Origin of the sequence: Kitasatospora sp. CM 4170 (assembly GCF_032110285.1) — a bacterium.
Taxonomy (GTDB): domain Bacteria; phylum Actinomycetota; class Actinomycetes; order Streptomycetales; family Streptomycetaceae; genus Kitasatospora; species Kitasatospora aburaviensis.
Window position 1 is genome coordinate 3,463,925 of the sequence record NZ_CP134877.1, and the last position, 25,353, is coordinate 3,489,277.

Below are 25,353 nucleotides of genomic sequence, written 5' to 3' on the forward strand. Positions count from 1 at the left end.
TGTTTATGCCCTTGACCGCAACGAATTCCGAAGCAATTCCGCCATTGACGCACTCTTTACGGCCAAGGTTCCATGGCGACCCGGGAGCGACAGGACCGAGACCGACAGCACCAGCCAGCGGAGGCGATACCGCTCCCTCTCCAGGACCGCCCAGAGCCGATCGGATGCCAGATGACCGACACGCTTCGCCCGCCACGCGCCGTAGCCCCCGCCACGGCCGCCGAGGGCGCGAACGCCTCCCCCCAGACGCTCAAGCGCTCGATCGGCGTCGTCGGCGGCACCCTCCTCACGCTCTCCTGCGTGACCCCGGCGTCCACGCTCTTCGTGATCGTCCCGGAGCTGTTCTCCAGCATCGGCAGTGCCACCGCGCTGGCCATCGCGATCGGCTCGGTGCTCTGCATCGCGGTCGCCTTCTGCTACTCCGAGCTCGGCACCCTGATCCCCAGCGCCGGTGGCGAGTACGCGATGGTCGGCACCCTGGCGGGCCGGCTGGCCGGCTGGCTGGTCTTCGTGCTCTCCCTGATCGTGGTGCTGATCGTCCCCTCGGTGATCGCCCTCGGCACCGCCGACTACCTCGCCCCGGTGCTGCACGTCGACAAGGCGATCGCCGGCGCCGCGGTGATGCTCGCCGCCACCCTCGCCGGCCTGCTGGACCTGCGCGCCAACGCCTGGATCACCGGCATCTTCCTGGTCCTGGAGGTCGTCGCGGCCGGCGTCGTCTCGGTGCTCGGTTTCGCCCACGCCAACAGCGGCGCCCCGAGCATGCTGCACGGCGTGGTCGCCGGTGAGGACGGCGCCGTCACCACGGTGAGCATCGGCGCCATCGTCGGCGCGCTCGGCATCGCCCTCTTCATCACCCAGGGCTTCTCCACCGCGGTCTACCTCTCCGAGGAGCTGGAGAACCCCCGCCGCAACGTCTCGCGCACCGTGCTCTGGACGCTGGCCATCTCCGCCGCCGTCATCCTCGTCCCGGTCGCCGCCATCACCATGGGCGCCCCCGACCTGGCGACCCTGAGCTCCGGCGACATCTCCGGCCTGGTCACCGCCTGGAGCAACTCCGCCGTCGGCACCTTCATCAGCCTCTGCGTCGCGCTGGCCATCATCAACGCCGGCATCGTCATGGTGATCCAGAACTCCCGGGTGCTGTTCGCCTCGGCCCGCGACAAGGCCTGGCCCGAGCCGGTCAACAAGGCCTTCGCCACCCTCGGCCGGTTCGGCTCCCCCTGGGTCGCCACCCTGGCCGTCGGCCTGCCGGGCGCCGCGCTCTGCTTCGTCGAGGGTGATCTGCTCAGCGAGATCACCGGCGTCGCCGTCACCGGGATGTACCTGCTGGTCGCCGTCGCCGCGCTGCTGTCGCGCCGCAACCACCACAAGCACGCCGCCGCCTGGCGGATGCCGCTCTGGCCGGCCGTCCCGGTGCTGCTGATCGTGGTGCTCGTCTACATCATCACCCAGCTGGACACCGTGCCGCTGCTGTGGACCGGCGGCATCACCGCCGCCGCCACCCTCTACTGGGTCTTCTACCTGCGCCCCCGGCAGGCCACCCACTGGGTGATCACCCTCCCCGAGGACCAGCAGCAGGCCTGAGGCCCGCCGGCCCCGCCGACCCCCACCCCTCCCCCACACGGAAAGTGCCCCGGGCTCCCCCTCGCCCGGGGCACTTTCCGTCGTCCGTGCGCGCTACGCGCGGGGTGCCCCCGCGCAGGACGTCGGCCGTCGGCGCGGCCCCGGGGGAGGACGGTGCGGTGCGGTCAGTCCGCGGGGGTGGCGCGGCGGCGGTCCCGCAGCACGACGCCGCCGCCGACGAGCAGGGCGACGAGCAGGGCCCCGACGCCCAGCACGTAGGTCGCGGTGCGGCGGTCGCGGTCGGCCTGGGTCTCGCCGAGGCCGACCGGCTGCGGCACGATCGGGGCGGCGGCCAGCTCGACCACCTTGTCCTCGGTGGCGTCGTCCGGCGCCACGTCGGGCGCCTTGGTGACGGCCTTCACCGGGTCCACCACGCCCCAGCCGACGTACTCGTTGGCCTTGTGGTCGGTGCGCTGCGCGGTCTGCTCGATCCAGGCCCGGACCTGCCGCGGCTTCCACTTGGGGTGCGCGCCGACCAGCAGCGCGGCCAGTCCGGCGACGTAGGGCGCGGCGAAGCTGGTGCCGTTGTCCACGCACTGGCCGCCGTGCGGGACGGTGGAGAGCATGTCGACGCCGGGGGCGGCGACGTCCACGAAGTCGCCGTACTGGGAGAACGGCGCGCGCTCGTTGTTGCGGTCGGAGGCGCCGACGGCGAGCACGGTCGGGAAGGCCGCCGGGTAGGTGTCGCCCTTCTTCCCGTCGTTGCCGGTGGAGGCGACCACCACCACGTTGGCGGCCTCGGCGGCCTCGACGGCGGCCTTCAGCTCCGCGTAGCCGGCGAACTTGGTGTCGCCCGCGCCGCGCACGTCCTGGGAGATGTTGATGACCTTGGCGCCCTTCTGGACCGCCTGGTTGATCGCGTCCACCAGGGTGTGGACGTCGCCGCTGCCCTCCGCGTCGTTCTGCCGCAACGACAGGATGGTGGCCTCCGGTGCGAGCCCGACGAAGCCGGTCTGGTCGCTGCGCGCGGCGGCGACGATGCCGGCCACCTTGGTGCCGTGGCCGACCGGGTCGACCTTGCCGCCGCCCTCGGGCTTGCGGCCGTCCTTCTCCTTCAGCAGCGAGCCGCCGTCGGTGACCTTGTTGGCCAGCTGCGGGTTCTGGTCGTCCACGCCGGTGTCGATGACCGCCACCGTGACGCCCGCGCCGGTGGTCCGGCCGCCCTGCCAGAGCTCGTCGAGCACCATGCGCTGCAGCGACCACGGCACGGCCTGGACGTTCTGGGCGCTCTTGGAGCAGTCGCCGGCCGCGGCGATGCCGGGCCCGTCCGCGTACGCCGGGGCGGCCAGCGGGCCGCCGAGCACCGCGAGCGCGGCCACCGCCGCGGCCGTCTTCCGGCACCTGACTACGGACACCCTGCCACCCCTCATGTCGTCCAGCCGTGTTGCACGCCAGGGGCGGGCACCCGTGGCTCGGGCACCCGCCCCTCAGCGGAGTCCTGCGCGCCCCTGACGGGGCAGCGGCTCTGTCAGGTCCAGAGCTGCTGGTTGCTCTTCTCGGTGTTGTTGTAGCTGTCGGCCGCGTTGTCCAGGGCGGTGGCGATCTTCGCCAGGGTCTCCTGGAGGTGGGCGGCACGCTGGTCCCACTGGGCCTGGTGGGCGCGGTAGCCCTCCTGCGCGACACCCTCCCAGCTCTGGGCGATCTTGTTGACGCCCGACTTCAGCTCCTCGAGCTGCTGCTTGATCTGGTTCGCGGTGTTGCGGACCTGGGTACCGGCGCTACGGACGTGCTCGAAATTGACGAGGATGTGCTCGGACACGATGTCTCCTGGTCGGGATGGCGACGTCGTCCCTCAGCGGGGACGTCGATGACTACCTGGCAGAGGCGGATCAGGCCTTGAACGCGGCCTGCTGGTCCGCGTCGGTGGCCGAGTACTGCTTGGTCGTGATCTCGATCGCGCCCTTGATCGCCGTCAGCGACTGGTTCAGCTTGACCGCGTCCTCGTTGAACTCGCGCTGCAGGTTGGTGTAGGCCTGGGCAGCCTGGCCCTGCCAGCCGCCCTTGACCGAGTCGACCAGGGTGTTGAGGCCCTTGATCTCACCGTCGATCTTGTTGATGACCTCGTCCATGTGCTTGGCGAAGGCCATCATTTCCTGAGCGGTCGTCTTGAACTGACCCATGCTCTACCGTCCCCCATGAGACAGACATTGTGTCCGGGGCGCCGATTCCGGCCACCCCGTCGCATCACGGCGTGATGTCCTGCAGCACTGTAGTCGGCACACGCAGCTCGCCCAACATCGGGAGACGGCTAGTTACCAGACCATGACACAGCGGCCAATTCCTTTACGAGGCCCGCCCGTCAGGCGTTCTGCTGCTGCGTCGCACTCTTCGAGTTCAGCGCCGGACCGGCCGGAACCAGGTTCGACCACTGCACCGGCACCGGCGCCGGCTGCAGGCCCTGGTAGCCGAGCCTGGCCTGGTTGCCGCCGACCTCCTCCGGCTGCTGCGGCGCGGCCGGGTCGGTGGGCTGGGCCGACGGCGTCTTCGCCACCGCGCTCGGGCTCGAACTCGGCCGGCCCGGAGCGGTGGTCGGGGCGCCGCCCTTGCCGCCGGTGCTGTTGGCCGGAACGGCGTAGCGCAGGCCCGTCTCGGTGATCAGGTAGTCGCTGCCGGAGCCGTCCGCACCGTTGTCCAGCGCGCGGTAGTACAGCCCGTGACCCGGCGTCACATGGGCGGAGACGGCGCCGCTGCTGTACTTCACCGGGTAGTCCGGCCCGGCCCAGACGCTGCGGCGCGGCGTCCGGCCGTCCTCCGCCACCCCGTCGAAGGTGCTGCAGACCACCATCCTGGCGTCCTTCGGGGCCTGCCAGTTGTTGGCCGGCGCACCGGTCCTGGTCGGCCAGTCGCCGGCGCCCTCGCCCATCAGCGGGGCGTCGCTCTTGAAGGCCGCGTGATCGGCCGGCGTCATCTCGTTCACCCGCGGGGTCTTGTCCGCGTCCTGGTTGTAGAGCGGCTGCAACAGCGGGTTCTGCCGGATCAGTTCGGCCTGGAAGGGGGTGATCTGGAGCAGCTTGTCCTTGGCCACCACGTAGTAGCGCTCGCCGAACCGGACCAGTCGGCCGACCTTGCGGTCCTCCGGCTTCTGCAGCGTCACCGACGAGTTGGAGCCCAGGCCGTCGATCTTCGGGAAGACGATGTCGCTGCCGGGCACCAGGGTGTCCAGCCAGTCCTTCTTCACCCGCTGCGGGGCGGCCATCGAGCCGAAGATCGCGCCCATCAGCTGCGTCCGGGTGCTGTCCGGGTCGTTCTCGCCGCCGATGGCGTGCTTGCGGCCCTTGGCGTCGATCAGGAAGAGCTTCAGCTTGGCCTGCGCGGCCGGCGCCTGGCCCGCGCCCGGCTGCACGGACACCTGCTGCTCGTCCACCTGCTGCACCAGCAGCGCCTGGTCGACGTCGAGCACCCGGTCCTTGGCCTCCAGCGCCTTCGCGTCGGCGCCGCCGGCCACGAACACCGCCTGGTTGACGGTCTCCTGGCGGTCGTCCGAGCCCGGGCGGTCGCAGACCGACCACTTCATCGGCTTGCTGACGTTCTCCTTGGTCGGCAGCTTGTCCGGCGCGTACGGGATGCCGATCGTCGGACCGTGGTTGGGGTAGCGGTCGAGCACGTCGTCGGCGACCACCACCACCTTGGCGTCCGCCGGCAGCACCAGCCGCGCCGAGGCCATGTTGAGCACCTGGTGCAGCCGCCTGGTCTTGCCGTCCGGATCCGGCAGCACCACGTACCGGGTGGTGCTCTGCTTGCCCTGGATGATGTTCTTGCCGTTGTCCCAGCCCACCGGGGCGCTCGGCTTGAACACCCCCCAGACCCCGAACCCGCCGACCACCAGCGCCCCCACGACGACGCTCGGCAGGACCGCCTTGAGCGGCCGCGGCGCGTCCTCGTCGCTCCCGCCGCCGCCGGGCAGCAGGAAGGCGCCGACCGTGCGCTTGCGGGCGAAGGTGTAGGCGTTCAGCTCGTCGCGGCGCGATGCCATGCTTGTCGTCTCCCCTGTCTGACCGACACTCCCCGTGGTCCGCACCCGCCCGGCGAGCGCGAGCTCGAACCCTCTACGATGCGGCAGCAGACGGTGAGTACGGTACGGGTACGGTTCGCGGACCGGCCAACCGGGCCGCGACAACTGATCAGGAAGGGCCACTCGGGGGATGCCAAGCCAGACCGCTCCAGGGCGCCGCAGCACGGCACAGGGCAGGGGATCGCGCCGCTCCGGCCGACGGGCGCAGCCCGAACCGGCAGCCGCCGCCGCGCCCCGGCCGGCGCCCCCCGGCGGGCCCGGCGCCCCCGTGCAGGTCCGCGTCCACCCCCGCCCGGGGCTGCTCGGCGGCCGGCTGAGACTCCAACAGCTCGTGCTGGTCGAGGTCGCGGTGGCGCTGGTGGCCGTCGGCTGGACCATCAGCAAGCCGGTGGCCGGCGCTTTCGGCGCGGTCGCGCTGGCCCTGGTCGTCCTCGCGGCGATCCCGCTGCGCGGCCGCACCATCCCGGAGCTGCTGCGGGTGCGCGGCGCCCTGAAGGCCCGTCGGAAGCAGGCCCGGACCAACGTCCCGCCGGTCGGCACCGACCCGGCGATCGCCCCCGCGCTGGAGCTGGAGCCGGCCCTGCGCACCTGCACCCACGCCACCGAGACCGACTTCGGCGGCCGCCCGATCCGCCGCGAGACCGGCATGGTCGGCGACGGCACCTTCCTCACCTCGGTGCTGCTCGTCCAGGCCAAGGACCAGCCGCTGCGCCCGGTGCGCACCGCGCTCCCGCTGCCGCTGGACCTGGTCTGCTCGGCACTGCGGGTGGACGACATCACCCTGGAGTCGGTCCAGGTGGTCCAGCACACCCAGCCGGCCCCGGCCCCGCACCTGCCCGAGCAGTCGCTGGCCTCCCGCGCCTACCAGGAGCTGCCGGACGGCACCGCGACGCCCGGGCTGCGGCTCACCTGGGTGGCGCTCAAGCTCGACCCGGAGCGGGCCGCCACCGCCGTCCGCGCCCGCGGCGGCGGCGAGGAGGGCGCCCGCAAGGCCCTGCAACGGGTCACCGACCAGCTCGCCGGTCGGCTCAACAGCGCCGGCTTCAACGCCACGGTGCTGGACGAGCGCGAGCTGATCGCCGCGCTCGCCATCTCCACCTGCGCCAACCCGCTCGCCGTGGCCGGCCGCCAGGGCACCGGCAGCGGCGGCGGCAGCGGCCGGCGCACCCAGGAGAGCAACCGCTTCTGGCGGATCGACGACCGCTGGCACAGCACCTACTGGGTCTCCCGGTGGCCGCAGCTCGGCCGCCCCGGCGGCTCCCCCGGCCGGATCTCCGCGCCCGACCTGGTCAACCTGGTCACCGGCTCGCCCGCACTCGCCAGCACCTTCAGCCTGACCGCCGGTCACGGCACCGGCGGCTCGGTGGCGATCAGCGGCCACGTCCGGGTGACCGGGCGCAGCGAGAGCGAGGTCGTCCAGATCGGCCGGCTCGTGGAGGCCCGGGCACAGAGCGCCGGCATCGGCCTCGCCCGGCTCGACCTGGAGCAGGCCCCCGGCATGCTCGCCACCCTGCCCCTGGGAGGTGCTTCCTGATGGCGTACCAGACCTATCCCGCGCCCGGTCCGCAGTCCGGCTCCGCCGAGCAGTCGCGCGTCCGGCCCCGCATCCTGCCCGGCTTCGGGCTGCGCGGCCCCCGGCGGGAGAAGCACGTGCTGACCGTCGAGGAGCTCGGCGCGCTGGCCCTCCCGGTCGGCGACGACGGCGTGCTGATCGGCGAGGACGTGCAGCAGCAGCCGGCCGTCCTCGGGCTGTTCCGCCCCAGCGCCTACGACCTGGTGCTGGTCGGCGGGGTCTGGACGGCGCAGGTGATCGCCCTGCGGGCGGCCGCCACCGGCGCCCGGATCGCGGTGGAGACCGCCCGCGGCCAGCTCTGGGGCCCGATGGCGCAGGCGGCGGGCGGCGGGCAGCCGTGCGTCACCGTCCACCAGGTCGGCCGGCTCGGTCCGCAGGGTGCCTCGGTGAACTCGCCGGTGCTGGTGGTCCGCGACCTCGGCGCGCGCCCGCCGCGCAGCCGGCTCTCCGCCGCGCCCTGGCAGACCACCCTGACCCTGCTGCCCTACCTGGGCCCGAACGCGTCCCGGGTGCTGAACGCCGCCGACCTGGTCGGGCTGCAGCGCGTCTCGCCGCAGGAGGCCGAACTGGTCGGCCGGGTGCTCTCGCTCGGCCCGCAGGACGTCGCCGCGCTGCCCACCCTCGGCGACGACATGACGCTGTGGACGACCCGGATGCGCCGCCAGTACGTGCGGACCATTCCCGGACAGGCCGAGCAGCAGGTCCTGGGCGGTCCGCGCCGGATGGACTGACCCCGTGCGCCCCCGGCGTTCCCCGGTCGCCCAGCGGGTGAGATGCGACTCCGCCTTCATCGAGGGGTGGCGCACGGCCTAGTCTTTGATGCGGCAACGGCACCGCTACCAAGCGGCGGCGAACACGAGGGAGCCCTAGGTGAGCAGCGATCGGGACGGCGTCTACGTCGGCGACAACGCGGCGGAGGACGACGACGACTGGTCCGACGCGCCCGACTACACTCCCCCGTCCTGGTACGTGCAGTCGGAGCCCGCGGGTGGCCCGGCGGCCGCGCCCGCGGCCCCCGGGCCGGCGGCGGCGGCTCCGGGCGCGGGGGCGCCGGGTGCGGCTGTGCCGGGGGCTCCCGGGGTGGCGGTTCCGGGTGTGCCGGGGGTTCCGGGCGCGGGGGCGCCCGCGGCCGTGCCGGCGCCTGCGCCCATGCCCGCGCCCATGCCTGCGCCCGTTCAGGCGGGCGGGACGGCACCCGTACCCGCGCCCGCGCCGACCGTGGTGGGCGGGCCGCCGGTGCCGCCCCCCGCCCAGCCCGGGCCCGCACCGGTGCCGGCTCCGGCTCCGGCCGGCGGGCCGGCCCAGCCGCCCGTCCCGACGCCCGATCAGGCCGTGGCCGCAGCCGCCCCGGTGGCGCCCGAGCCGGTGCCGACCGGTGTGCCCGCGGAGGCCGGACCGGCCCCCGCCGCGGCCGCCCACGTCCCGGCCGCCCCCGTCGAGGTACAGGCCAACCCGTTCACCGCGCCGCCGGCCGAGGCGGTCGCCCCCGCCCCGGCGCCCGTGGTGGAGCAGCAGCCGACCGCCGTCGCCCAGCCCTGGCCGGCGGCCGACCCGGCGCAGCAGCAGCCCGTCCCGCAGCAGCCGCAGCCGCATCCGTACGCGGACCCGCAGCAGGCCGTCCCGGGCCAGCCGCAGCCGTACGCCGAGCCCCACCCGTACGCCCAGCCGGTCCCGCCCGGGCAGCCGGTGCAGCCGGTACCGCCGCAGGACCCGCAGGCCGCGGGCTGGCCCGCCGCCCAGCCGGCGCCGGGCCAGCCGGTCCCCGCCCCGCAGCCGGTACCCCAGCCGGCCGCGCCGGTCGACCCGCGCCAGGCGGGCTGGTCGCAGCCCGCGGCCCAGCAGCAGCCGGCCCAGCCGACTCCGCAGGTTCAGCAGGCTCCGCAGGTCCAGCAGGCACCGCAGGTCCAGCAGGCACCGCAGGTCCAGCAGGCGTGGCCGCAGCAGACCGGCACGCCGCAGGCCCCCGCGGCCTTCCAGCAGGCCGCCTCCCCGCAGCCGACCGCGCACGGCGCGCCGCTCGGCTACACGGCCGCCGTCGAGCTGTCCTCGGACCGCCTGCTGCGCAGCCAGCCGAAGCAGCAGCGCCAGCAGCCCCGGTTCCAGTTCGGCGGCAAGGCCGCGGCGGCCGAGAAGTCCCGCAAGCTGGAGATCATCCGCACCCCGGTGCTGAGCTGCTACCGGATCGCGGTGATCAGCCTCAAGGGCGGCGTCGGCAAGACCACGACCACCACCGCGCTCGGCGCGACCCTGGCCAGCGAGCGCCAGGACAAGGTGATCGCGATCGACGCCAACCCGGACGCCGGCACCCTGGGCCGGCGGGTCAAGCGCCAGACCGGCGCGACCATCCGCGACCTGGTGACGGCCATCCCGCACCTGCGCAGCTACATGGACATCCGTCAGTTCACCTCGCAGGACCTGCACTCGGGCCTGGAGATCCTGGCGAACGACGTCGACCCGGCCGTCTCGACCACCTTCAACGACTCGGACTACCGCCAGGTCATCGACGTGCTGGGCCGCCAGTATCCGATCATCCTGACCGACTCCGGCACCGGCCTGCTGTACAGCGCGATGCGCGGGGTGCTCGACCTCGCCGACCAGCTGATCATCGTCTCGACCCCGAGCGTGGACGGTGCCTCCTCCGCCTCCACCACGCTGGACTGGCTCTCCGCGCACGGCTACGCGGACCTGGTGCAGCGCAGCATCACGGTGGTCTCGGGGGTCCGCGAGACCAGCAAGATGATCAAGGTCGAGGACATCGTCGCGCACTTCCAGACCCGCTGCCGCGGCGTCGTCGTGGTGCCGTTCGACGAGTCCCTGGCGGCCGGCGCCGAGGTCAACCTCGACATGATGCGGCCCAAGGTCCGCGAGGCGTACTTCGACCTCGCCACCCTGGTCGGCGAGGACATCGTCCGCGCCCAGCAGGCCGCCCAGCAGACCGGCTGGCAGCAGCAGGCGCAGCAGCCCCCGCAGGCCGCCGCGCCGTACCCGTACGCCGAGCAGCAGCAGGTCGTGCCGGGCCAGCCGCAGCCGTACGCCGACCCGCAGCAGCCGGGCTACCCGCAGCCCGGGCAGCCGCAGCCCTACCCGCAGCCGGGCCAGGGCGGCTACCCGGCCGGCCAGCCGGCGCCCGGCGCACCGTGGGCGCCGCAGCCGGGGCAGACCCCGCCGCCCCCGCCCGGGTACGGCTACCCGCAGCCGGGTCAGCAGCAGCCCGGACAGCCGGAGTGGCAGCAGCCCCCGGCCCCGGCGGGGTACGGATACCCGCAGCCCGGCGCGCAGCCGCAGCCCGGCACGCAGCCGCCCGCCGGGTACGGGTACCCGCACCCGCCCCAGCAGCCCCAGCAGTAGGAGCGGCGCCGGGCCCGAACCGGGCCCGGCACGCACCAGAGCCCGCCGTCCGTCCCCTCCCGGGAACGGACGGCGGGCCCTGGTGCTTCGCGCGTCAGGCGGCGTCGGTCAGCTCACGGGCCTGCTTGACGTCGTCGGCCATCCGGTCCAGCAGCGCCTCGATGGAGTCGAACTTCTCCATCCCGCGCAGGTAGGCCAGGAAGTCGACGGCGACGTGCAGACCGTAGAGGTCCAGGCCGACCCGGTCGATGGCGTAGGCCTCGACGGTACGGGCGGTGCCGTCGAAGGTCGGGTTGGTGCCGACCGAGATCGCCGCCGGCATCCGCTCGCCGTTCGCGGTGAGCCAGCCCGCGTAGACGCCGTCGGCCGGGATCGCGCTGTGCGGCACGGTCTCCACGTTGGCGGTCGGGTAGCCGAGTTCGCGGCCGCGCTGCGCCCCGCGCACCACGATGCCCTCCACCCGGTGCGGGCGGCCGAGCACCTCGCCGGCCCCGGCCATGTCGCCGGCCGCGACCAGCCGCCGGGTCAGCGTGGACGAGAACGGCTCGCCGTCGCCGGCCGCCCCGCGGACCTGCAGGTCGACCACCTCGACGCCGCAGTCGGCGGCCCGGCCCAGCTCGGTGAGGAGCGCGACGTCCCCGGCCGCCCGGTGCCCGAAGCGGAAGTTCGGGCCCTCGATGACCAGGCAGGCGTGCAGCGCGTCCACCAGGACCTGCCGGAAGAAGGTCTCCGGGGACTCCTGCGAGAACTCCGCGGTGAACGGCAGCACCAGCACGGCGTCCACGCCGAGCTCCGCGATCAGCTCGGCGCGGCGCGGCTGCGGGGCGAGCAGCGCCGGGTGGCTGCCCGGGCGGACGACCTCGCTCGGGTGCGGGTCGAAGGTCACGACGACCGAGCGGACGCCGAGTTCCCGGGCGCGCTCGACCACCCGGTTGATGATCAGCTGGTGTCCGCGGTGCACACCGTCGAACGAGCCGATGGTGACGACGCTGCGTCCCCAGTCACCGGGGATCTCCTCCAGGCCACGCCAGCGCTGCACCCTGACCGCTCCTTGTTCCGTACGGCGCGTACCTTCTGTACGCTCAAACGCTCAAAACCCGAACCCCTATAGCGTGCCATGCGCCTGCCCCTGGTTCGGCACCGGAAGGCGGGTTGGGCGCACCGCCGGGTGCCGGGCCCCGGACGCGGGCGTACGGACGGCCTCCACCGGGTCCTCGCGCCCGGTCCCGGCACCCGGCTCCGCACCGTTCCCGGAGCCCGGCTCCGCACCGGCCTCGCGCCCGGCCTCCGCGGCGGCGCCCTGCGGATCGCGGCCGGCCGCCACCAGCTCCCGCATCCGGTCCAGCCGCGGTCCGCCGGGGCGGAGCGGCCAGCCGTCCGGCCAGTCGGCCAGCAGCAGGGCGAACGCCGCCGAGCGGCCCGCGCAGCGCACCAGCAACCGGTCCGCGTCCGGCAGTCCGGCCGCCGCCCGGGCCAGCGCCGTCCGGGCCCGGGCCGGCCGCTCGGCGGCGCAGTGCTCGGCCAACCGCTCCACCAGCGCGGTCAGCACCTCCGGGTCGCCCTCGGTGGCGAGCACGGTGTCCAGCAACTCGCCGCGCAGGGCGTTCCCGTCGGCGTCGGCCACCGGCGCCGCCAGCACCTCGGCGAAGGTCCGGCGGACGGCCGCCGCCCGGGCCGCCAGGGCGCTGCCGAGCAGCAGCCGCAGCTCCAGCCGGGCGGCCGGCCCGCGGGCGGCCCCACCGGCCAGGCGGCGGCCCAGGTAGTCGACGGCGACCGGGCCGGCCGCGGCCGGGTGCTCCCGCAGCAGCCGGGCCGCCAACTCGGCGCCGCACCGGCCGCCCAGCGGCGAGCGGGCGTCGGCCAGCACCCGCAGGGTCTCGGCGACCGGCGCCCCCGGCCGCCCCAGCCGGTCCGCGAGCGCCGCCAGCACCGGCTCCGGGTCGCTCTCCAGCGCCGGGGCCAGCGTCCGCGCGGTGAGGAAGCCGTCCCCGCCCCGCCGGTACGCGGCCAGCGCCGCCGGCAGGTGGGCGGCCCTCGCCTCCCGGTCGGCGATCAGCAGGGCCAGCGCGGCGCCGTGCAGGCCCGGCTCCTCGTCGCGGGCGAGCAGGGTGAGCGCGGTGTGGCGCAGCAGCTCCGCGGCCGCGCCGCGGGCGTACGGGGCGGTGCGCAGCGCGTGCACGGCGGCGGTGACGTGGCGCTCGGGCCGCCGGTCGTGGCTCCAGCGGTCGACCGCCCGGCAGAGCGCGGACGGCTCCTCGGCGGCGAGGACGGTGAGCAGGGCGTCCGCCCGGGGGTGCGCCGCGTCGGCCAGCGCCTCGGTCAACTCGTCCAGGGCGAGGGCCCGGTGGGCGTACAGCAGGTCGTGGGCGAGGTCGGCGACGGTGGTGCCGGGGTGGCCGGGCAGGCCGCGCGGGTCGTCGAACCAGCCGCAGAGCAGCGGGACGACGCCGGCCGGATCGGCCCGCAGCCGCTCGGCGACGGCGGCGAGGAAGGGCCGGCCCGGCCCGTCGGCGGTCACGAGGCGGCCCAGCAGCTCCAGTTCGCGCACGACGGGCAGCCCGAGGCCGGTCCAGAAGGCGGCGTCGAACCGCCCGAGGCCGTCCGCCGGAAGCCGCTCGAACCCGCCCGCGGCCGGGGCGACTTCGGTGATCCGGACGGCCAACTGGTCCAGCAGTGCGCGGTGTTCGGCGAGGTCCGGGGTGACGGCCAGCCCGGCGGCCAGCAACCGGCCCGCCCACCAGGCGGGTTCGCTGCCCGGCGGGCGCAGGTCCAGGGCGCGCCAGAGCCGGTGCAGCCACGGGTCCAGTGCGGCGGCGCCCCAGGCGCCGGCCAGCTGCCCCAGGGCGGCGGCCACCGGGCCGACCCGGTGCCGGGGGACGGCGCGGGCGTGCCGCCCCCGGCCCTCGCCCGGGCCGGCCTCCCCCGCGCGGTCCGCCCCGGCCGGCCGGGTGTCCTCGGCCTCGCCGAGCAGCAGCCGCAGTGCGCCGTCGAGGTCCAGGTGGAGGCCCTGCAGCCAGTCGGCGAACTCGCCGTGCGCCAGCCGGTAGCCGGGCCCGGCCGGGGTGAACAGGCCCTCCGCCAGCACGGCGGCCGCCCAGCCGCCGGCCACCGGGAACAGCTCCTCGAACGCCGCCCGGCCCAGCCCGCCCTCCTCCTCGCCGAGCATCCGCCGGGCCGCCTCGTGCACCCGGCCGGCCACCGCCGCGGCCAGCCGCCGCACCCGGCCGTGGGCGGGCCCGGCGGGGCGGCCCCCACCCCGCCGGTGGGCGCCCCGCCGGGGCCGGCCGTCGGCGGCGAGGCGCTGGGCCACCCGCAGGCAGCGCAGGTCCAGGTGGGCGGCGAACAGCTCGCTCCGGCACGGCGGCTCCCCGTGCAGCCCCTCCGCCCACAGCTCGCCGGCCAGCCGGACGGCCAGCGGGTGCCGGGCGTCCGGCGCCGCCGGCCACCCGGGCGGCAGCCCGTACCGGCGGCGGACCCGGTCCGCCGCTTCGGCGGGCAGCGGGCCGAGGCGGTGCACGGCGAGCGCCGGACGGCGGGCGCCGGCGTGGGCGCCGGCGTGGGCGCCGGCATGGGCGCCGGTGTCGAGCGCGTCGGGGTGGCCGGCGGGGTGCGGAGCCGCGTCGCGCCCGTCCGGCGCCAGGGCCTCCCGGGCCTCCTCCCCGCAGGCCGTGACCAGCCGCCCGCCAGTGGCCGCCAGCCACTCCCCCGCCGCCCGCAGCCAGGCCGCGTCCAGCGGGACGGGCGCCTCCTCGGGCCCGTCGAGCAGGACCAGCAGCGGCCGCCCCGCCTCCGCGCAGAGGGCGGCCACCGCCTCCGGCCCGGGCGGCGGCTGGGTGGCCAGGTCCGCCGCGGCCGACTCCAACGCGCGCCGCACCGCGCCGGCGAGCGAAACGTCTGCGGCGTCCAGGTCGGCGCCGCGCAGCCAGAGCGTGGGCAGCGGCCGGTCGCCACCGGCCCGGCGGGCGGCGAGGGCGGCCAGTTCGGTGCTCCGACCGGAGCCCGGCGCGCCGACCAGCACGGTGACCACCGCCGACGGCTCGTCGCCGACCAGCCCGTCGGGCCGGTCGATCCGGTCCGCCGCCAGCGCCGCCACCCGCCCGGGTCCCGCGCTCGCCGCGGCCGACCGGGCGGCCGCCAGCCGGAGCACGCCCGCCAGGTTGAGCGAAGGGCCGTACGCGGGCACGCCGGCCGCGTTCCGGGCCAGCGCCGCCGCCAGCTCCGGACCGTCCTGCACCGGTCCGCCGCCGGTCGCGGGCGCGACGGTGAGCGCGCCCGCCTGTTCCGGGGCCCGCAGCGCCGGCGCGGCGACCCCGACCACCGCGCCGCCGCGCGCGTCCAGCACCGGTGTCCCGGGCGGCACCGCCGCCGCGCCGCCGGCTCCGGCCGGGACGCCGAGCAGCAGCACCCCGCCCAGCAGGTGGAACGGCCCGGGGCCCGGCCGCCCTTCGGCGGGCGGCGGTCCGGGCGCGTAGACCGCACCGGTGGCGCCCAGGACGCCGCAGCGCACCGCGACCACCCGTCCGTCCTCCCCGGCCGGTACCGGCAGCACCACCTCCCGGCCCGGGCCCGTCGCCCCCTCGGACGCGATCGGCAACGGCGGCACCGGGAGCCCGCCGACGGTGTCGGTGCGCAGCAGGGCGAGCCCGTGCGCGGGCAGCGGCAGCACGCTGTCCGGGCCCAGGACGCGGGTCTGCCCGCCGGGGGTGTGCAGGACGATCCGGTCGAGCCCCGCCACGCACTCGTGCGCGGTCAGGACGGTGCCCTGCGGGTCGGCGACGAACCCCAGTCCGCACAGCCGTCCGTCCAGGGCACGGATCCGCAGCAGGTACCGCCCCGGATCGCCCGCCACCTCGTCGCCGTCCAGGAATCCCGGCATTCGCGCAGCCCTCCCCGCAGGGCCGGCCGGCCCGGGAGCGGACGCGTCGCGGCGACCTGCTCGCCGACCGGGAGCCTGCCCGCGGGCGGCTGGGCCCGACCGCGCCCGCGCCGCTCACCACCGGCGTTCACCTCGCGCGCTCCCCCGTCCGGGTGAAGGGACGCCGGCCCCGCCGGAGCCGCCGGACCTGCCTGCCCGGGGGCAGCACGCGGGCAGCACGGAGCCCCTGCCGCCCACCGGGCCGCAGGGGCTCGTCCGTTCCCGGACCACCGGTCCGCCGCGGGCCCCGGGACTCCCCGCGGCCTCACCCGTACGGGGTCATCACCCCCGCGGGGGTGTCAGCCTTCCGAGGAGCCGCCGGGGCCTCCGCCGTTGGCGCACCGGGCCGCCGGTCGGCCGGTTCAGCCGACGAAGACGGCGACCGGCTTCGCCTGGCCGCCCTTCTCCTCCACCAGCGCGAGGAACCGGTCGTCCGGCCCGAACACCGCGATCGGCCCGTCCACGCCCAGCCCCGGCGCCTTCAGCCGGGCGCCGTGCGAGAGCAGCTTGGCCTGCTCGGCGTCGAGGTCCCAGCGGGGGAAGGCCGCCGCCGCGGCCGCGCCGATCGGCAGCACGTCCAGGCCGGTCGCGGCCTCGCCGTGCACCGACTCCTCCAGCTGCTCCAGCGTCCGCGCCGACTCCACGCCGTACGGGCCGACCTTGGTGCGCCGCAGCGCGGTGAGGTGTCCGCCGACGCCGAGGCCGGCGCCGAGGTCGCGGGCGAGCGCCCGGATGTAGGTGCCGGAGGAGCACTCCACCGTCACGTCGAGGTCGAGCACCGGCGTGCCGTCCTCGGCGACGGCGGTGCGGTACTCGTGCACGGTGAAGGAGTGCACGGTGGTCGGCCGCGCCGCGAGCTCGAAGTCCTCGCCCTCGCGGACGCGCGCGTAGGAGCGCTTGCCGTCGATCTTGATCGCGCTGACCTTGGACGGCACCTGCATGATCTCGCCGGTGAGCAGGGCGATCCCGGCCTCGACGGCCTCCCGGGTGACACCGTCCGCCGCCGTCGAGGAGGTGACCTCGCCCTCCCGGTCGTCGGTGACGGTGGTCTGGCCCAGCCGGACGGTCGCCTCGTACGTCTTCGCGGTGAGCATCAGGTGGCCGAGCAGCCGGGTGGCCCGCTCGACGCCGATCACCAGCACGCCGGTGGCCATCGGGTCGAGCGTGCCGGCGTGGCCGACCTTCCGCGTCCCGGCCAGCCAGCGCAGCTTGGCCACCACCCCGTGCGACGTGATGCCCTCCGGCTTGTCGACGATGACCAGGCCGTCCGGACCGGTTCCTTTGCGCTTCATCTGTTCTTTTCTGTGGGAGTGGTCTTCTGGGGTCGATCGGCCGGGCTCGGCGGCCGGCCGGTCAACCGATCGGCCGCAGCGCGGCCCGGAACCGCGCCACCACGGCCTCCACGCCGTCGCGGGCGGAGAACCCGGCCGCGTAGGTGTGCCCGCCGCCGCCGAGCTCCGCACAGGCGGCCGCGACGTCGACCGCGCCCTTGGAGCGCGAGGAGCCGCGCAGCGTGCCGTCCGGGTCCTGCTTGAGTACCAGCGCGACCTCGGCCTCGGCCGGGCGGCGGACGATGTCGATCAGGCCCTCGATCTCCTCGACGGTGACGCTGAACAGCGCCAGGTCCTGGTACGGCACCCAGGTCCACACCAGACCCAGCCCGTCGGCCGCGTCCGGCTCGTAGACGGCCCGGTCGAGCGCGGCCGCGAGCACCTTGAGGTAGCCGAAGGACGAGGTGTCCCACAGCTGCCGGGAGATCAGGTCGTGCCGGATGCCGGTGGCCAGCAGCCGCCCGGCGAGTTCGTGGGTCTCGGGCGTGGTGGCCCGGTACTTGAAGGAGCCGGTGTCGGTGGCGACCCCGGTGTAGAGGCAGGTGGCCAGGTCCCGGTCCAGCTCGACGCCGAGCCGGCGCAGCAGTTCGTCCACCAGGACGGCGGTGGCCGGCGCACTCGGGTCGATCAGCTGGTGGGTGCCGAAGCCGGGGTTGGAGGCGTGGTGGTCGAAGACCGCCAGCACGGGCGCGGCGAAGGCCTTGTCGTGCAGGAGTCCGAGCCGGCTCTCCGCGGCGACGTCGAAGCAGAGCACCAGCTCCGGGGTGTCGGGCACCTCGGAGGCCGGCACGATCAGCTCCTGGCCGGGCAGGAAGGACAGCGACTCGGGGACGATCTGCGGGTCGTCCCCGAAGGAGACCCGGACCTCGTACCCGAGCCCGCGCAGCGCCAGCCCGGCCGCCAGGGCCGAGCCGAGTGCGTCGCCGTCCGGGCAGATGTGGCAGATCAGGTCGATCGAGCGGGCCCGCCCGATCTCCGCGACCACCTGCTGCCAGACCAGCTCGAAGCCGCTCTCCTCGGCGCGCGGCCCCGGAAGCACCGCGAGGGCACCCTCCACCGTGCTGGTGGAGGACGCCCCCGTGGTTGCTCCGGCCGTCGAACCGGCCGGCGCCGGCTCACCCGCCATGACTACTCGTCCTCGTCGTCACGCTCGGACGCCGGGACCTTGTACGGGTCCGCGTCGCCTGCGTAGGTCGCGCCCGCCGCCGTGGTGCGCACGGCGGCGTCGATCGCCCGGGCCCGGTCGAGCAGGTCGTCGATGTTCCGGGCGTTCTCCGGCAGGGCGTCCGCGACGAAGGTCAGCGACGGGGTGAAGCGCACCCCGGTCTGCTTGCCGACCTCGGAGCGGAGCACGCCCTTGGCGCTCTCCAGCGCGGCGGCCGTGGCCTCGCGCTCGGTCTCGTCACCGAAGACGGTGTAGAAGACGGTGGCCTCGCGCAGGTCGCCGGTCACCCGGGTGTCGGTGATGGTCACGAACCCCAGCCGGGGGTCCTTGATCCGCCGTTCCAGGGTCTGGGCGACGACCACCTGGATGCGGTCGGCGAGCTTGCGCGCCCTTGCGGTGTCGGTCACGTTGCCTCCTCGTGCAGTGGGCCGGTAACCCGGGCGTGCTGCCTGCCCGTCGGGGCCCACGCCCCAAAGTACCGGCCCGCGCCCGGCCTTGCGGGCGCTCTCGGTCCTGATCTGTGTGAGAACGGCGACTCGCGCCGGTCCGTCCCGCAGACCTCATTCATCGTCGTCGTTGTGGTAGCGCCTCCTGGCGGAGAGCAGCTGTACCTCGGGGCGGCCGGCGACCAACCGCTCACAGCTGTCCAGGATCTCGGTCACGTACCCGGCTTCGCCGGACACCACCGCGAGGCCGATCTCGGCCCGGCGGTGCAGATCCTGGTTCCCGGTCTCGGCAGCGCACACGCTGTACTTGCGCTGCAGTTCGGCCACGATGGGCCGCACGATCGAACGCTTCTCCTTGAGCGAGTGGACGTCGCCCAGCAGCAGGTCGAAGGTGAGTGTTCCCACGAACATGTATGACAGGTCTCGCCGACCTGGAGGCCTCGGGGACAGCCCGGAACCGGGCTGGTGCCGCGTCATCCGGCTACCCGAGGACCCTACACAGCGAGACCGGGGCCGGTCGACGGGAATTCCACCCGTCGACCGGCCCCGGACACCACTCGCTTACGCGCGCGGCTTCTCGCGCATCTCGTAGGTCTCGATGATGTCCTCGACCTTGATGTCGTTGAACGACCCCAGGGTCACACCGGCCTCGAAGCCCTCGCGGACCTCGGTCGCGTCGTCCTTGAAGCGGCGCAGACCCTCGATGGTGAGGCTCTCCGCCACGACCTTGCCGTCGCGCAGCAGGCGGGCCTTGGCGTTGCGGCGGATGATGCCGTCGCGCACCAGGACACCGGCGATGTTGCCGAACTTGGAGGAGCGGAAGACCTCGCGGATCTCCGCGGCGCCGAGGCGCACCTCCTCGTACTCCGGCTTGAGCATGCCCTTGAGGGCGTTCTCGATCTCCTCGATCGCCTGGTAGATGACCGAGTAGTACCGGACGTCCACGCCTTCCTTGTCGGCCGCCGCACGCGCACGGCCTTCGGCGCGCACGTTGAAGCCGATGATGATGGCGTCCGAGCCCATCGCCAGGTCCACGTCGGACTCGGTGATGGCACCCACACCGCGGTGCAGGACCCGGAGCTCGACCTCCTCGCCCACGTCCAGCTTGACGAGGGCGTCCTCCAGGGCCTCGACCGAACCGGAGACGTCACCCTTGATGATGAGGTTGAGCTGCTCGATGGAGCCGGCGGCGATGGCCTTGTCCAGGTCCTCCAGGGACACCCGGACCCGACGCTGCGCGAAGGCGGCGTTGCGGTCGCGGGCCGAGCGCTTCTCGGCGATCTGGCGGGCGGTGCGGTCCTCGTCGACGACGATGAAGCTGTCGCCGGCGCGGGGCACCGAGGTCAGACCGAGCAGCAGCACCGGGCGGGACGGGCCGGCCTCGGTGAGGCTGTTGCCGTTCTCGTCCAGCATCGCGCGGACGCGGCCGTAGGCGTCGCCGACCACGATCGAGTCGCCGACGCGGAGGGTACCGCGCTGCACGAGCACGGTCGCCATGGCGCCGCGGCCCTTGTCGAGGTGGGCCTCGATGGCGATACCCTGCGCGTCCTGGTCGGGGTTGGCCCGCAGGTCGAGCGAGGCGTCCGCGGTGAGGACCACGGCCTCCAGCAGCTGGTCGATGTGCAGACCCTGGCGCGCGGAGATGTCGACGAACATGGTGTCGCCGCCGTACTCCTCGGCCACCAGGCCGAACTCGGTCAGCTGACCGCGGACCTTGGTCGGGTCGGCGCCCTCGACGTCGATCTTGTTGACGGCGACCACGATCGGCACACCCGCGGCCTTGGCGTGGTTAAGCGCCTCGACCGTCTGCGGCATGACACCGTCGTTGGCCGCGACCACCAGGATCGCGATGTCGGTGGACTTGGCACCACGGGCACGCATGGCGGAGAACGCCTCGTGACCCGGGGTGTCGAGGAAGGTGATCGGGCGCTGCTCGCCGTTCACCTCGGTGACGACCTGGTAGGCACCGATGTGCTGGGTGATGCCACCGGCCTCGCCGGCCACCACGTTGGACTTGCGGATCGCGTCCAGCAGGCGGGTCTTACCGTGGTCGACGTGACCCATGACGGTGACGACCGGCGGGCGCGGGGCCAGCTGGTCCTCGTCGCCCTCGTTGGCGCCGAAGTCGATGTCGAACGACTCCAGCAGCTCGCGGTCCTCGTCGTCCCGGCTGACGATCTCCAGGACGAAGCCCATCTCGCCGGCCAGCAGCTCAAGGGTCGCGTCGGAGACCGACTGGGTCGCGGTGACCATCTCACCGAGGTTGAACATGACCGAGACGAGCGCCGCCGGGTTGGCGTTGATCTTCTCGGCGAAGTCCGTCAGGGAGGCACCACGCGACAGGCGGACCGTCTGGCCGTTGCCGCGGGGCAGCATCACACCGCCGACGGACGGGGCCTGCATGGCCTCGTACTCCTGGCGCTTCGCCCGCTTCGACTTGCGACCACGGGCCGGACGGCCACCGGGGCCACGGCCGAAGGCGCCCTGCGTGCCACCACGGCCGGCCGGGCCGCCGGGACGGCCGCCGAAGCCGCCGGGACGCGGACCGAAGCCGCCGCCGCCACCGGGGGCACCGCCACCGGGACGCGGGCCGCCGAAGCCGCCGCCCGCCGGGCGCGAGCCCGGACCGGCCGGACGGCCCTGGAAGCCGGGACGCGCGCCGCCCGGAGCACCGGGACGGCCGCCGGGGCCACCCGGGCCACGGCCGCCGGGGCCCGGACGCGGGCCCGGAGCCGGACGCTGCGGCATCATGCCGGGGTTCGGACGCGGCATGCCGGACGGGGTCGGGCCGCCGGGACGCGGACCGGCCGGACGGGGCATGCCGTCGGGACGCGGGGCACCACCCGGACGGGGAGCACCGGCACCGGGCGCACCGGCACCCGGACGCGGACGGTCGCCACCGGGGCGCGGAGCACCGGCACCGGGCGCACCGGCACCCGGACGCGGACGGTCGCCGCCCGGACGCGGAGCACCGGCACCGGGCGCACCGGCACCCGGACGCGGACGGTCGCCGCCCGGACGCGGAGCACCGGCACCCTGGCCGCCCGCAGCGGCCGGACGCGCACCCGGCGCGGCCGGACGGCGGTCGCCGGGGCGGGCCATGCCGGTGGCACTGCCCGAGGTGAACGGGTTGTTGCCCGGACGCGGACCGGCCGGACGCGGACCCGGACGGGCACCGCCGGCGGCGGGACCGGCCGGACGCGAGGCGGCCGGGCGCGAGGCCTGGGTCTCACCGGCCGGGGCCGGCGAGGAGAACTCGGCCGCGGGAGCGGCCGGAGCCGCCGGGGCGGCGGGGCGGGCCGCCGGGCGCGGGCCCGGAGTCGGCGCGCCCGGACGCGGGGCGGCGGGCGCCGCGGGAGCGGCGGGGGCCGACGCGGCGGGAGCCGCGGCCGGCGTAGGACGGGGACCGGGCGTCGCGCTGGGGCGCGGACCCGGGCTCGGGGCACCCGGCTTGGGTGCGGCCGCACCGGCGGAACCGCCGGCGGGCTGGGGCGCCGCGGGCTTCCGCGGGCCAGGCTTGGCAGCGCCACCGGTGGGGGCGACTCCCAGAGCGTCAGTCAACTTGCGCACGACCGGCGCCTCGATCGTCGAGGACGCCGAACGGACGAACTCACCGAGCTCGGTGAGCTTGGCCATGACGGCCTTGCTCTCCAAGCCAAGCTCCTTGGCGAGTTCGTAAACCCGGACCTTAGCCACTTCACTCCTGTCTATGAGTCCGGGGTGTCTCGTCCGCCGGACCGTCGCTACTTCATGGGCGTACCCATCGCGTACTCATCGCGTACTCATCGAGTGCTCATCGCAATCTCGACCTACTTCCACATCGCGAGGTACCTGACTGGTGGCACGGCGCGCGGCTGCCCGCCCGCTGTGCTTGTTGCGGTGGTTCTCCGCCGCGGCTAGCGGCGGCCGTCGCGGGAGGTGCCCCACCGGACGGGCCTGAGGGACTCAGGGCTCCGGGGTGTCGCCTTCCCGCTCCCCGATGAACCCGCGGAGCCGCTCCGTGTCGAGCGCGCCCTGGAGCCGGAAGGCCCGGGGGAACGCCCGTCGGCGGACCGCGAGGTCGAGGCAGGCCGGATCGGGATGCAGGTGAGCACCCCGGCCCGGCAGTGCGCCACGGGGATCAGGGACGCAGACGCCCTCGACCGCCGTGACACGCAACAGCTTGTGCTTGGCCGCGCGCTTGCGGCAGCCCACGCAGGTGCGTTCCGGGCGTGCTCGGACATGCGTCCAGCCAGACGAAGGCAAGTCTACCCCTCCGAAGGGACATGGCGCCGCCCCGCCGAACCGGGGCGGTACGGCGGGGAGCCTTTGACAACGCCGATTGCTCGGCCGGAATTCCCGCGACGGTCAGTTGTCGGCGGGCCGGGCGGCGGCCTCGGGCTGGCCCTCGGTGTCGGGCCGGATGTCGATCCGCCAGCCGGTGAGGCGGGCGGCGAGGCGGGCGTTCTGGCCCTCCTTGCCGATCGCCAGCGACAGCTGGTAGTCCGGCACGATCACCCGTGCGGAGCGCTGAACGGCGTCGACGATCTCCACGCTGGTCACCCGCGCGGGGGACAGCGCGGCGGCGACCATCTCGCGGGGGTCCTCCGACCAGTCCACGATGTCGATCTTCTCGCCGTGCAGCTCGCCCATCACCGCGCGCACCCGGCTGCCCATCGGGCCGATGCAGGCGCCCTTGGCGTTCAGACCGGCCCGGCGCGACCAGACCGCGATCTTGGTGCGGTGGCCGGCCTCGCGGGCGATCGCGGCGATCTCCACGCTGCCGTCCGCGATCTCCGGGACCTCCAGCGCGAAGAGCTTCTTCACCAGGTTCGGGTGGGTGCGCGAGAGCGTCACCGAGGCGCCGCGGACGCCCCGGCGGACCGCCACGACGTAGCACTTGAGGCGGGTGCCGTGCCGGTAGTCCTCACCCGGGACCTGCTCCTGCGGCGGCAGGATGGCCTCCAGCTTGCCGATGTCGACGAGCACGTTCTTCGGGTCGTTGCCCTGCTGGACGACACCGGTGACGATGTCGCCCTCCTTGCCCGCGTACTCGCCGAAGGTCTGGTCGTCGGCGGCGTCGCGCAGGCGCTGCATCATCACCTGGATGCCGATGCTGGAGGCGATCCGGCCGAAGCCGCTCGGCGTGTCGTCGAACTCCTTGGGCTCGACGCCCTCGTCCAGCTCGGACGGGTCCTCGGTGGCCCAGACCGTGACGTGGCCGGACTTGCGGTCCAGCTCGACGCGGGCGCGGCGGCGCGAGCCCTCGGTGCGGTGGTACGCGGTGAGGAGGGCCGACTCGATGGACTCGACCAGCAGGTCGAAGGGGATGTTCTTCTCGTTGACCAGCGTGCGCAGGGCACTCATGTCGATGTCCACGGCTACGCCTCCTCGTCTTTCGTCACGTTCGTCATGGTGCGGTCGGTCCGCAGTTCGTCACTGCGCACCGTCGTCCCCCTCCTCGGCGCCGTCGTCCGCCGAGGCGTCGTCCACGAAGTCCGAGGCGTCGTCGTCCGCGAAGTCCGCGGCCTCGTCGAGGAGCTTCTCGTCCTTGCGGTTGAACTCCACCTGGACGCGCGCCCGGTCCACCTCGGTGTACTCCAGACGGCGCTCCTTGGGCCGCCCGCGGCCCTTCACCGGCTGCACCTCGACCAGCGCGCCGTCCTCGTCCGCCTCCAGCACCCGGGCGACGATCTCCCCGCCGTCGACCAGGTGGATCTTGGCCAGCCGGCCCTCGGCACGGCGCCAGTGGCGGGGCTCGACCAGCGGACGCTCCGCGCCCGGCGAGCCGACCTCCAGCACGTACGCGCCGGCACCCATCACGTCGGACTCGTCCAGGGCCTCGCCGACCACACGGCTGAACTCGGCGATGGTGTCGAGGTCCACGCCGCCGTCGGCGTCCACGTCGATCTGCACCTGGCGACGGCTGCCGGCCTGGGTGACCTTCAGGTCCTCCAGGTCCAGGCCCGCCTGGGCGGCCAGCGGCTCCAGCAACGCGCGCAGCCGGTCGGTGTGGGTGGTGCTCATCCGGGTGGACTCCTCGGCCGCGTCTGCTGTTGTCAGAAGGGTGTGCCGCGCCCCCAGGCGCCGGTTCGGCGCCGGCCGGGTCGCGGCAGCTCGGCCCAAAGCCTATCCGGTGAAGCCGCCAACCACCGATTCCGGCCTGCGCCAGGCCCGAAGACGGTGGGGCACTGCGAGGAAGGTCACACCTGCCCGGCAGGCCTCCGACCGTTGGAATCCGCGCCCGGGGACGTGAGGATTCTGTAATCATTCACGCCAACGAGGGCAGGCGGGCAGGCCGTCCTCCCGTACACGCCCCGGAGTGACACCGATGCAGCCGCCCCGTAGACGGACCTTCCTGGCCCTCGGGCTGCTCCTCGCCGGCGGGGGCACGCTGTCCGCGTGCACCGATTCCCACGACGGGGACGACGGCGGCGGCCGGGGCGAGCCGCGCCGGCCCGACCCGGACGAGCCGGTCCGGCTGCGGGCCGTCGCCGCCACCGACACCCTGCTCGCCGGGTACGACGCACTGCTGGCCGGGCCGGGCGCCGGGCAGGCGGCGCTGCTCCAGCCGCTGCGGGCGGAGGTGGTCCGGCACCGGGCCGCCCTGGCCGGCGGTTCCGGCGGCGACCCGGGGTCCGCCTCCCCGTCCTCCCCGCCGCCGTCCTCCTCGGCGTCCCCCTCCGCGTCGTCCCCCTCGTCCGCGCCGGCGGCCGGTTCCCCGGTCACCACCGCGGCCGGGCTCGCCTCGCTGGAGCGGCAGACCGCGCAGTCCCGGCTCGCCGACCTCGGCGCCGCCTCGCCGCAGCTGGCCCGGCTGCTCGCCTCGGTGTCCGCCGCCGGGGTGCTGCACGCGGTCGCCCTCGGCGACCCGGTCCCGGCGTCCGCCCCGGCACCGGCCGCCTCGCCGAGCGCCCCGCCGTCCACCGCTCCGGCCGGCGCCTCCGCATCGCCGTCC

18 protein-coding genes are annotated in these 25,353 nt (G+C 75.0%); 4 read left to right on the plus strand and 14 right to left on the minus strand.

Going from position 1 to position 25,353, the window contains the following annotated elements; all coding sequences use genetic code 11:
* Nucleotides 1-171: 171 nt before the first annotated feature.
* Nucleotides 172-1,587: an APC family permease gene (locus tag RMN57_RS14420; protein WP_313763809.1), complete on the plus strand. Its 1,416-nt coding sequence runs from the start codon at nucleotides 172-174 to the stop codon at nucleotides 1,585-1,587.
* Nucleotides 1,588-1,751: 164 nt separating this feature from the next.
* Here RMN57_RS14420 and mycP read toward each other — a convergent pair whose 3' ends face one another.
* The 4 genes from mycP to eccB form a co-directional block, all read right to left on the minus strand.
* On the minus strand, nucleotides 1,752-2,981 hold the full coding sequence (gene mycP / locus RMN57_RS14425; RefSeq protein WP_313763810.1) for a type VII secretion-associated serine protease mycosin: 1,230 nt from the start codon (nucleotides 2,979-2,981) through the stop codon (nucleotides 1,752-1,754).
* A gap of 113 nt (nucleotides 2,982-3,094) precedes the next feature.
* The gene (locus RMN57_RS14430; protein WP_313763811.1) at nucleotides 3,095-3,385 is read right to left on the minus strand and encodes a WXG100 family type VII secretion target; all 291 of its coding nucleotides are present in this window, start codon (nucleotides 3,383-3,385) and stop codon (nucleotides 3,095-3,097) included.
* A gap of 70 nt (nucleotides 3,386-3,455) precedes the next feature.
* A complete protein-coding gene (locus tag RMN57_RS14435; protein ID WP_313763812.1) occupies nucleotides 3,456-3,746 on the minus strand; it encodes a WXG100 family type VII secretion target in 291 nt (96 codons plus the stop codon).
* Between the two features lie 179 nt (nucleotides 3,747-3,925).
* Entirely contained in the window at nucleotides 3,926-5,599 is a 1,674-nt protein-coding gene (gene eccB, locus RMN57_RS14440; protein WP_313763813.1) for a type VII secretion protein EccB, read from the minus strand.
* A gap of 307 nt (nucleotides 5,600-5,906) precedes the next feature.
* Between eccB and eccE the strand changes: the two genes are divergently transcribed.
* The 3 genes from eccE (at nucleotide 5,907) to RMN57_RS14455 (ending at nucleotide 10,559) form a co-directional block, all read left to right on the plus strand.
* Entirely contained in the window at nucleotides 5,907-7,172 is a 1,266-nt protein-coding gene (gene eccE / locus RMN57_RS14445) for a type VII secretion protein EccE (RefSeq protein WP_313763814.1), read from the plus strand.
* Nucleotides 7,172-7,942 carry a hypothetical protein gene (locus tag RMN57_RS14450; protein WP_313763815.1) on the plus strand — a complete coding sequence of 257 codons (771 nt, stop codon included), beginning with the start codon at nucleotides 7,172-7,174 and terminating at the stop codon, nucleotides 7,940-7,942. The genes eccE and RMN57_RS14450 overlap by 1 nt, the downstream gene beginning before the upstream one ends.
* A gap of 430 nt (nucleotides 7,943-8,372) precedes the next feature.
* Complete coding sequence (locus RMN57_RS14455) at nucleotides 8,373-10,559, plus strand: MinD/ParA family protein (protein ID WP_313763816.1); 2,187 nt, start codon at nucleotides 8,373-8,375, stop codon at nucleotides 10,557-10,559.
* A 94-nt stretch (nucleotides 10,560-10,653) separates the two neighbouring features.
* Here the strand turns inward: RMN57_RS14455 and RMN57_RS14460 are convergent, their stop codons facing one another.
* The 10 genes from RMN57_RS14460 to rimP form a co-directional block, all read right to left on the minus strand.
* Complete coding sequence (locus RMN57_RS14460) at nucleotides 10,654-11,598, minus strand: bifunctional riboflavin kinase/FAD synthetase (protein ID WP_313763817.1); 945 nt, start codon at nucleotides 11,596-11,598, stop codon at nucleotides 10,654-10,656.
* A 66-nt stretch (nucleotides 11,599-11,664) separates the two neighbouring features.
* Nucleotides 11,665-15,435, minus strand: coding sequence for a serine protease (locus RMN57_RS14465; protein WP_313763818.1), 3,771 nt, complete (start codon nucleotides 15,433-15,435; stop codon nucleotides 11,665-11,667).
* Nucleotides 15,436-15,836: 401 nt separating this feature from the next.
* A complete protein-coding gene (gene truB / locus RMN57_RS14470; protein ID WP_313763819.1) occupies nucleotides 15,837-16,766 on the minus strand; it encodes a tRNA pseudouridine(55) synthase TruB in 930 nt (309 codons plus the stop codon).
* Between the two features lie 61 nt (nucleotides 16,767-16,827).
* Nucleotides 16,828-17,931 (minus strand): bifunctional oligoribonuclease/PAP phosphatase NrnA, encoded by a 1,104-nt coding sequence (locus tag RMN57_RS14475; protein WP_313763820.1) that lies wholly within the window; start codon nucleotides 17,929-17,931, stop codon nucleotides 16,828-16,830.
* A gap of 2 nt (nucleotides 17,932-17,933) precedes the next feature.
* Nucleotides 17,934-18,377, minus strand: a complete 444-nt coding sequence (gene rbfA, locus RMN57_RS14480) for a 30S ribosome-binding factor RbfA (protein ID WP_238741323.1) — start codon at nucleotides 18,375-18,377, stop codon at nucleotides 17,934-17,936.
* Between the two features lie 153 nt (nucleotides 18,378-18,530).
* A complete protein-coding gene (locus tag RMN57_RS14485) occupies nucleotides 18,531-18,827 on the minus strand; it encodes a DUF503 domain-containing protein (protein ID WP_030397729.1) in 297 nt (98 codons plus the stop codon).
* A 150-nt stretch (nucleotides 18,828-18,977) separates the two neighbouring features.
* Nucleotides 18,978-22,112, minus strand: coding sequence for a translation initiation factor IF-2 (gene infB, locus RMN57_RS14490; protein ID WP_313763821.1), 3,135 nt, complete (start codon nucleotides 22,110-22,112; stop codon nucleotides 18,978-18,980).
* Nucleotides 22,113-22,361: 249 nt separating this feature from the next.
* Nucleotides 22,362-22,661: a YlxR family protein gene (locus RMN57_RS14495; RefSeq protein ID WP_313763822.1), complete on the minus strand. Its 300-nt coding sequence runs from the start codon at nucleotides 22,659-22,661 to the stop codon at nucleotides 22,362-22,364.
* A gap of 102 nt (nucleotides 22,662-22,763) precedes the next feature.
* Entirely contained in the window at nucleotides 22,764-23,774 is a 1,011-nt protein-coding gene (gene nusA, locus RMN57_RS14500; protein ID WP_313763823.1) for a transcription termination factor NusA, read from the minus strand.
* Nucleotides 23,775-23,831: 57 nt separating this feature from the next.
* Nucleotides 23,832-24,422 carry a ribosome maturation factor RimP gene (rimP, locus tag RMN57_RS14505; RefSeq protein ID WP_313763824.1) on the minus strand — a complete coding sequence of 197 codons (591 nt, stop codon included), beginning with the start codon at nucleotides 24,420-24,422 and terminating at the stop codon, nucleotides 23,832-23,834.
* Between the last annotated feature and the right edge of the window lie 931 nt (nucleotides 24,423-25,353).